This window comes from Streptomyces sp. NPDC102514 (assembly GCF_055584525.1).
In genome coordinates, this window is sequence record NZ_JBVJLW010000036.1 from 39,464 (window position 1) to 47,228 (window position 7,765).

A 7,765-nucleotide genomic window follows, 5' to 3' on the forward strand; every position below is an offset into this window, starting at 1 on the left:
GAACCATTCGCCCCGTCTGCCCAGGTGCACGACGGGGCGAAGCGGAACCGAGCGGGAGGCGGCACGGAACAGGCCGACAATCAGTTTGGCAAGTCGGCCCGCCGGCGGAGATAGTCGCCAGGTGAAGCCCGCCGCCGACTCCTCCACCGGACTGCGCCGCCCCTCCTGGGCGGGCCGCAACTACACCCTGCTGACCGCCGCCGCGGTCGTGACGAACCTGGGCAGCCAGGGTGCGTTGATCGCGGCGGCGTTCGCCGTCCTGGACGAGGGCGGCGACGGCGGCGACGTGGGCCTGGTGGCGGCGGCCCGCACGCTGCCCCTCGTCCTCTTCCTGCTGATCGGTGGCGCGGTCGCGGACCGTCTGCCCCGGCACCGCGTGATGGTCGCGGCGAACACCCTCAACTGCCTCTCCCAGGCGGCCTTCGCGGCCCTCGTGCTCGCCGGTGAGCCGCAGCTGTGGCAGATGATGCTGCTCACCGCGCTCGGCGGCACCGGCCAGGCGTTCTTCGCCCCGGCCGCCGAGGGCATGCTGCTCTCCTCCGTCAGCGGCGCGCAGGCCAACCGCGCCTTCGCCGTGTTCCGCCTCGCGATGCACGGGGCCGGTCTCGGCGGCGCCGCGCTCGGCGGTGTCATGGTCGCGCTGGTCGGGCCGGGCTGGGTGCTCGCCGTGGACGCGCTGGCCTTCGCGGTCGCGGGCGCCCTGCGCGCCTTCCTCGACGTCGGCCACATACCGCCCCGGGTGCCGGGCACCGGTCTGCTCACCGATCTGCGCGACGGCTGGCGGGAGGTCGTGGGACGGCCATGGCTGTGGGCGATCGTCGCGCAGTTCTCGGTCGTGGTCGCCGTCGTGGGCGCCGCCGAGGCGGTGTACGGCCCGCTGGTCGCCCGGGACAGTCTCGGCGGCGCCGGTCCGTGGGGCCTGGCCCTCGCCGCGTTCGGCGCGGGCACGGTCGGGGGCGCGCTGCTGATGATGCGCTGGAAACCCCGCAGGCTCCTCCTCGCGGGCACGCTCTGCGTGTTCCCGCTCGCCCTGCCGTCCGCCGCGCTCGCCGTGCCGTTCCCGGTCGGCGCCCTGTGCGCGGTGATGTTCGTGACAGGCGTCGCCATCGAGGTGTTCGGCGTCTCCTGGATGACCGCGCTGCACCAGGAGATCCCGGAGGACAAGCTCTCCCGCGTCTCGGCGTACGACTGGTTCGGCTCGATCGCCATGGTCCCGCTCGCCACCGCCCTCGCGGGCCCGGCCGAGTCCGTCCTCGGACGTCCGACGGCCCTGTGGGGCTGCGCGGTCCTGGTCGTCGTGGTGACGGCGGCGGTCCTGTTCGTGCCCGACGTACGCAATCTGACGCGGCGTACGAAGGAAGTGACGCAGGGGACCCCGGCGAAGAGCGAGCGGACGAGCCCGGCGCACTCCGAGAACTGAGCCCCGTCCGCCGCTCGACCGGTCGCGTCGGTCAGCCGATGCTGAACGCCCCGGACGGCGGCTCAGGCGACGGCACCGCGTCCTCGTCCCGTACGGGCTTCGCGTCCCCGATGAAGACCCGCAGCGTGTCCCCGTGTTCGACGCGCGCCGGAAAGGCGTCGGAGGCCGTGCGGCGCATGAGGGTGGCGGTGTCGAGCGGCCGGTGCGAGGCGACGAGCACCGCGTTCCCGAAGCGGCGCCCGCGCAGCACCCCCGGCTCGGCGATCAGCGCCAGCTCCTCGAACACGGTGGAGAACGTGGCGAGCTGGGAGCGCAGGAAGGCGAAGGGCGAGGCGTCGGCGAGGTTGGCCAGGTACACGCCGTCGCCCCGCAGCACACGTGCCGTCTCCCGCGCGTACGCCACCGAGGTCAGGTGCGCCGGTACCCGGGAACCGCCGAAGACGTCGGCGACCAGGACGTCGGCCGAGGCGGCGGGGGCGCTTTCGAGCCAGGCGCGGGCGTCGGCGCCGTGCAGCGCGATGCCCGCGTCCCCGGGGACGGGCAGCTGCTCGACGACGAGGTCAAGGAGCTTCCTGTCGGCCTCCACCACGTCCTGCCGGGACCCCGGCCGGGTCGCGGCGAGATAGCGGGGCAGGGTGAGCGCGCCGCCGCCGAGGTGCAGCGCGTCCAGCGGGAGCCCCGGCTCCGCGACGGTGTCGAGGACGTGCCCGAGGCGTCGCGCGTACTCGAACTCCAGGTAGGTCGGCTCGTCGAGGTCGACGTACGACTGGGGTGCCCCGTCGACCGTCAGCAGCCAGGCCCGCTCGCGGTCGATGTCCGGCATCAGCTTGGCGGTCCCGTGATCCACGGTCCTGGTCACGGGTATCGGCTCGTCCACGCACCCATTGTGCCGGTGCCGCGCGGGTGCCCGCCCGCCTTCCGCACGGAAGGGTCCGTACGGAAGGCGGGCGCCTGCCCGGCGGGCGCCGACGGCTCAGCCGACGGCGGTCACCGTGCCGGCGCCGACCGTGCGGCCTCCCTCACGGATCGCGAAGCCCAGGCCCGGCTCCAGCGGCACGTCACGCCCCAGCTCGACCGTCATGGTGACGGTGTCGCCGGGCCGCGCGACCGCGCTCCCCCCGAGGTCGACGTCGCCGACGACGTCCGCGGTGCGGATGTAGAACTGCGGCCGGTAGCCGGTGGCCACCGGCGTCGTCCGCCCGCCCTCGCCCGCCGACAGGACGTAGACCTGCGCGGAGAAGCGCCGGCTGGGGACGACGCTGCCGGGCGCCGCGACGATGTGTCCGCGGCGCACGGCGTCGCGGGGGACGCCGCGCAGCAGCAGCGCCACGCTGTCGCCGGCCTGCGCCTCCTCCATGGGCTTGCCGAACGTCTCCAGACCGGTGACCACCGTGTCCACGGCGGCACCGAGGACTTCGACGCGGTCGCCCACCCGGATCGTGCCGCGCTCGACGGCCCCCGTGACGACCGTGCCGCGGCCGGTGATGGTGAGCACGTTCTCCACCGGCAACAGGAACGGCGCGTCCACATACCGCTCGGGCAGGGGGACGTACGTGTCCACGGCGTCCAGCAGCGCGCCGATCGCCTCGGTCCACCGGGGGTCGCCCTCCAGCGCCCGGAGTCCGGAGACCCGTACGACCGGTACGGAGTCGCCCCCGTAGCCGTGCGAGGTCAGCAGCTCGCGGACCTCCAGCTCCACGAGGTCGGTCAGCACGGTGTCCTCGCCGTCGTCGACGGCGTCGGCCTTGTTGAGGGCGACGACGATGTGGTCGACGCCCACCTGCCGGGCGAGCAGCACGTGTTCGGCGGTCTGGGGCATGATCCCGTCGAGCGCGGAGACCACGAGGATCGCCCCGTCGAGCTGGGCGGCGCCCGTGACCATGTTCTTGACGTAGTCGGCGTGACCCGGCATGTCCACGTGCGCGTAGTGGCGGGTGTCGGTCTCGTACTCGACGTGCGCGATGTTGATGGTGATGCCGCGCGCGGCCTCCTCCGGCGCCCGGTCGATCCGGTCGAACGGTACGTAGGTGCCGGAGCCGCGCTCGGCGAGGACCTTGGTGATGGCGGCGGTCAGGGTGGTCTTGCCGTGGTCGACATGACCCATGGTGCCGATGTTCAGATGCGGTTTGGTGCGCACGTAAGCCGTCTTGCGCATGGCGGAACCTCGAAGCCTCTTCGATGTCAGCAGAGCTGAGCGATGGCCCCGGCGTAGAACGGCCGGGACGGGGACCCCCAGGTCCTGCCGACCCTCCCCCTGCGGGGTCCGCCGGACGATCCGGGAAGGGTCAGCTTCGGGTGCCTGCTGCTGTGGCCACGGTGTTCGGGACGGCAGCCTTCGGAGCATCCGCGACCGCGGATGCTGCGTGAGGGAAGGCGTACCGGAACATGAGGCGATCATCGCCGACGGGGCGGATCGCGTCGAATGGTTTTTCGTGCCCTCGGGCCCGCCGTCCGCCACCCGCGGCCGGTCTCAGGGGCCGATGTTCCTGAGCGCCTCGCGCACGGACAGCGGCGAGAGCCGGTCCCGCTCACGGGCCACGAAGTCCCGTACGGCGTCCGGATCCGTCCTGGCGTACTCGCGCAGGCTCCAGCCGATCGCCTTGCGGACGAAGAAGTCGGGATGCCCGGAGCGGCGGACGCAGTACGCGAAGAGGCGTTCACTGTCGGTGGCGTCCTTGTGGCGGAGCTGGTGGAGGAGAGCGGTGCGGGCGACCCACAGGTCGTCGTCCTCGATCCACTCGTCCATGTCCGCCCGCAGTTTCGGGTCGGCCGCGACGAGGCCGCCCACCACATGGGCGGCGAGCAGGTCGACGGTGTCCCACCAAGGGACCGTGGAGACGAGATGACGGGCCACGGGCAGGAATCCGGACGAGAGACGCCTCACATACCGGCGCAGATAGTCGACGGCGAAATACTGGTACTCGCGCTCCGGCAGCCGCCAGCAGCGCAACGCCACCGCCGCGCAGTCGGCCTCGTCCGGCACAGGCGTCCCCCGCAGCACCGTCCGGGAGAGCGCGCGGCGATCAGGCGTGGTCAGACCGAGGAAAGGGGCGATGTCCTTCATGTACGCGCGTGCCGTCACGGCCCGTTCCGGATCGGCCGCGGCGGGGTAGGAGACGGTCAGCCGCGCCAGCAAGGTGTCCGCGAGAACGCTGTGCGACGGCGCCGAACGGCCGTCCGACGTTCCGGAAGCTGTGACGCCCATGAGACGAACCATACGGCGAACACACACATGGGTCGGTTAGTGTCACCGGATGCTCGATGCCACCACCCGCTCTGGGGGCACCGCCACGGTCAGTCCCCCGCTTCCCGCAACAGAACTCGTCCCCGTCGAGTTCACCGCCGCGCCGACAGGCCTGGCCGCCCGCGTCACGAGAGCCCTGTTCTCGCCGTGGGCCCGGCTCTCCCTGCTGGTCGCGCTGCTGCTTTCGGCCGCCGGGACGGTGCTGCTGTTCGAGCCACAGAGACTGCTCGCCGACGGCTGGCCGCCCCAGCTGACCGGCGCCGCGGCGGCCCTGGTCTTCGCGGTCGCGTACGGCCTGTGCACGGTGGCGTTCGTGCCCCGGCCGATCCTCAACCTCGGAGCGGGTGCCCTCTTCGGCTCGCAGCTGGGGCTGGGGGCCGCGCTCGCCGGTACGGTCCTGGGGGCCGGGATCGCCTTCGGGCTCGGCCGGATGCTCGGGCAGGACGCGCTGCGGCCCCTGCTGCGCGGTCGCTGGCTGAAAGCGGCGGACGGGCAGCTCAGCCGGCACGGCTTCCGCTCGATGATGGCCGCGCGGCTGTTCCCCGGGGTGCCGTTCTGGGCCGCGAACTACTGCGCGTCCGTGTCGCGGATGGGCTGGTTCCCCTTCCTGCTCGCGACGGCGCTCGGTTCGATCCCGAACACCGCGGCGTACGCGGTCGCGGGGGCCCGTGCCTCTGCTCCGACCTCGCCCGCGTTCCTGATCGCGATGGCCTTCATCGCGCTTCCGGCACTGGCGGGCGCGATGGTGGCTTGGCGCAAGCGCCACCATTTGCGGGCCCGCTGAGGCGACGTCTTCGGGTGCGGGCCGGTCGCGCAGTTCCCCGCGCCCCTGTAAAGCGGGGCTGCGCCCCTGCTTTTCGTCTTTCAGGGGCGCGGGGAACTGCGCGCTCAGCCACAGACGGCCCGCACCCGGCCCATCACCGCAACCCCTCCAAGACCATCGCGTTGGCGAGCCCACCCGCCTCGCACATGGTCTGGAGCGCGAACCGAGCCCCACGCTCACGCATCGCGTGCACGAGCGTGGTGGTTAGCCGCGTCCCGCTCGCCCCGAGCGGATGCCCGAGCGCGATCGCCCCGCCGTGGACGTTGACCTTGGAAAGGTCGGCCCCCGTCTCCTGCCGCCAGGCGAGGACGACACTGGCGAAGGCCTCGTTGACCTCGAAGAGGTCGATGTCGTCCAGGGTCAGCGAGGCCCTGCGCAGCACCTTCTCGGTGGCGGGCACGACCCCCGTGAGCATCAGCAGCGGATCGGACCCCGTGACGGCGAAGCTGTGCAGCCGGGCCAGCGGCCGGAGCCCGAGACGGGCCGCGGTCTCGCTGGACGTGATGAGCACGGCCGAGGCCCCGTCGTTGACCGGGCTGGCATTGCCCGCGGTGACGTTCCAGTCGATCTGCGGGAACCGCTCCCCGAATGTCGGGTCGTAGTAGGCCGGCTTGAGCCCGGCCAGCACCTCCACCGAACTGCCGGGCCGCACGCACTCGTCGCGCGTCACCCCGTCCAGGGGCGCGATCTCGGCGTCGAACAGCCCGCCCTCCCACGCCGCCGCGGCCCTGCGGTGGGACTCCACCGCGAAGGCGTCCATCTGCTCGCGGGAGAGCGACCACTTGGCCGCGATCAGCTCGGCGCTGATGCCCTGCGGGACGAGGCCCTCGGGATACCGCTGGGCGACCCCGGGCCCCAAGGGGTCCTTGCCCTCCGGCACGTTCGACCACATCGGCACCCGGCTCATGGACTCCACCCCACAGGCCACGACCAGGTCGTACGCCCCCGAGATGACGCCCTGCGCCGCGAAGTGCACGGCCTGCTGGGAGGACCCGCACTGGCGGTCCACCGTCGTCGCGGGCACCGACTCGGGGAAGCCGGCGGACAGGAGGGCGTACCGGGTGGTGTTCATGGCCTGCTCACCGACCTGGTCGACGGTCCCGCCGATCACGTCGTCGATGAGCGCGGGGTCGACACCGGACCGTTCGACGAGCGTACGGAGGGTGTGGGCGAGGAGTTCCACGGGATGGACGTGGGCGAGCGACCCGTTCGGCTTTCCCTTGCCGATCGGGGTGCGTACGGCTTCGACGACAACTGCGTCACGCATGGTCTGGCCTCCTGGGAGAAGACGACTCCGAAGAAGGTGGGTTTGAATTCCCAACCCACTAAGTGACTCCACAGTAACCTAGTGAGTAGGAAGAACCAACCCACCCGTAGACTGGACCGCATGAAGGACGCCCGCCCCTGCTCGATCGCCGGCACGCTCGCCCTGGTCGGCGAGAAGTACTCCCTGCTCGTGCTGCGCGAGGTGTCTCTGGGCGCCACCCGGTTCGACCAGCTGGCCCGCAACATCGGCGCTCCGCGCGACGTACTGACGACCCGGCTGAAGCGGCTCGTGGACGCGGGGCTGCTGGAGAAGGTCGCCTACAGCGAGAAGCCGCCGCGCTTCGAGTACCGGCCCACCCGGGCCGGTCTGGAGCTGGAGCCGGTGCTGCTCACGCTCATGGCGTGGGGCGACCGCCATCTCAACGACGGCGATCGCCCCATGGTGCTGGAACACTTCGGCGGCGACACCGGCGGTCGCACGAGCGGACACGCCGTCGGCCACGAACTGGTCCCGGTCGTCACCTGCGCGGAGTGCGGCGAGGAGGTCCGCCACGACGACCTGACGGCCCACCCGCAGGCCCCGGGCTGGACGGTCACGGGGCCCGCGGTGGTCTGAGCACGCGGTGAACCGGGGCGCCTACTCCCCCGGGTACACGTCCAGCCGCCCGCACATGCCGAACTTCCCCCGCGCCGACGGCTGCTCGGCCCGTACGGCCGCGCCGTCGAGGTGGGACACGTCCCCGCGCTCCAGCCGGCCGAGCTGGTCGCCCGTCGCCGCGGCAGCCGCCTCGGCACCGCGCCGCCACCACTCGCGCCACTCGGCGAGCCGCGGCCGTACGAGGGCCGCGGCGGCCCGGTGGAAGGCGGCGAGGGGCTCGGGCCCGTCCGCCTCGCGCAGCGCCCGGTAGCCCTTGAGGGCTAGGGCCTGTCTGACAATTCCCGTCGTCGCCCGCAGGGCGGCCGGGCGGCGTCAGGTGCGTGCTCTCGCCGTGCCGGGCACAGAGCCTCGTAC

Annotated in this window: 7 protein-coding genes and 1 pseudogene; 3 read left to right on the forward strand and 5 right to left on the reverse strand. The window is 72.6% G+C overall.

Translation table 11 applies throughout. The features are described from left to right. The first annotated feature begins 121 nt into the window (after window positions 1-121). A complete protein-coding gene (locus ACZ60E_RS44275) occupies window positions 122-1,420 on the forward strand; it encodes an MFS transporter (RefSeq protein WP_469448031.1) in 1,299 nt (432 codons plus the stop codon). A 31-nt stretch (window positions 1,421-1,451) separates the two neighbouring features. Here ACZ60E_RS44275 and ACZ60E_RS44280 read toward each other — a convergent pair whose 3' ends face one another. The 3 genes from ACZ60E_RS44280 to ACZ60E_RS44290 all read right to left on the reverse strand — a co-directional run bounded on the left by ACZ60E_RS44280 (window position 1,452) and on the right by ACZ60E_RS44290 (window position 4,625). Further along, window positions 1,452-2,297: a spermidine synthase gene (locus ACZ60E_RS44280; protein ID WP_469448032.1), complete on the reverse strand. Its 846-nt coding sequence runs from the start codon at window positions 2,295-2,297 to the stop codon at window positions 1,452-1,454. Between the two features lie 96 nt (window positions 2,298-2,393). Next, complete coding sequence (tuf, locus tag ACZ60E_RS44285; RefSeq protein WP_469448033.1) at window positions 2,394-3,575, reverse strand: elongation factor Tu; 1,182 nt, start codon at window positions 3,573-3,575, stop codon at window positions 2,394-2,396. A gap of 315 nt (window positions 3,576-3,890) precedes the next feature. Further along, the gene (locus ACZ60E_RS44290; RefSeq protein ID WP_469448034.1) at window positions 3,891-4,625 is read right to left on the reverse strand and encodes a DNA alkylation repair protein; all 735 of its coding nucleotides are present in this window, start codon (window positions 4,623-4,625) and stop codon (window positions 3,891-3,893) included. A 49-nt stretch (window positions 4,626-4,674) separates the two neighbouring features. Between ACZ60E_RS44290 and ACZ60E_RS44295 the strand changes: the two genes are divergently transcribed. Beyond that, on the forward strand, window positions 4,675-5,448 hold the full coding sequence (locus tag ACZ60E_RS44295) for a TVP38/TMEM64 family protein (RefSeq protein ID WP_384816426.1): 774 nt from the start codon (window positions 4,675-4,677) through the stop codon (window positions 5,446-5,448). 133 nt (window positions 5,449-5,581) lie between these two features. Here ACZ60E_RS44295 and ACZ60E_RS44300 read toward each other — a convergent pair whose 3' ends face one another. Continuing rightward, window positions 5,582-6,754 (reverse strand): thiolase family protein, encoded by a 1,173-nt coding sequence (locus ACZ60E_RS44300; RefSeq protein WP_469448035.1) that lies wholly within the window; start codon window positions 6,752-6,754, stop codon window positions 5,582-5,584. A 120-nt stretch (window positions 6,755-6,874) separates the two neighbouring features. On the opposite strand from ACZ60E_RS44300, the gene ACZ60E_RS44305 reads away from it, so the two are divergent. Continuing rightward, window positions 6,875-7,369 carry a winged helix-turn-helix transcriptional regulator gene (locus tag ACZ60E_RS44305; protein WP_469448036.1) on the forward strand — a complete coding sequence of 165 codons (495 nt, stop codon included), beginning with the start codon at window positions 6,875-6,877 and terminating at the stop codon, window positions 7,367-7,369. A 21-nt stretch (window positions 7,370-7,390) separates the two neighbouring features. Here ACZ60E_RS44305 and ACZ60E_RS44310 read toward each other — a convergent pair. Next, window positions 7,391-7,684: pseudogene (locus tag ACZ60E_RS44310) on the reverse strand (cupin); the annotation flags it as partial. Window positions 7,685-7,765 lie beyond the last annotated feature (81 nt).

Coding starts and splice junctions, on each gene's coding strand:
- ACZ60E_RS44295 (WP_384816426.1), top strand. CDS start 4,675: ATGCTCGATGCCACCACCCGCTCTGGGGGCACCGCCACGGTCAGTCCC.
- tuf (WP_469448033.1), bottom strand. CDS start 3,575: ATGCGCAAGACGGCTTACGTGCGCACCAAACCGCATCTGAACATCGGC.
- ACZ60E_RS44305 (WP_469448036.1), top strand. CDS start 6,875: ATGAAGGACGCCCGCCCCTGCTCGATCGCCGGCACGCTCGCCCTGGTC.
- ACZ60E_RS44300 (WP_469448035.1), bottom strand. CDS start 6,754: ATGCGTGACGCAGTTGTCGTCGAAGCCGTACGCACCCCGATCGGCAAG.
- ACZ60E_RS44290 (WP_469448034.1), bottom strand. CDS start 4,625: ATGGGCGTCACAGCTTCCGGAACGTCGGACGGCCGTTCGGCGCCGTCG.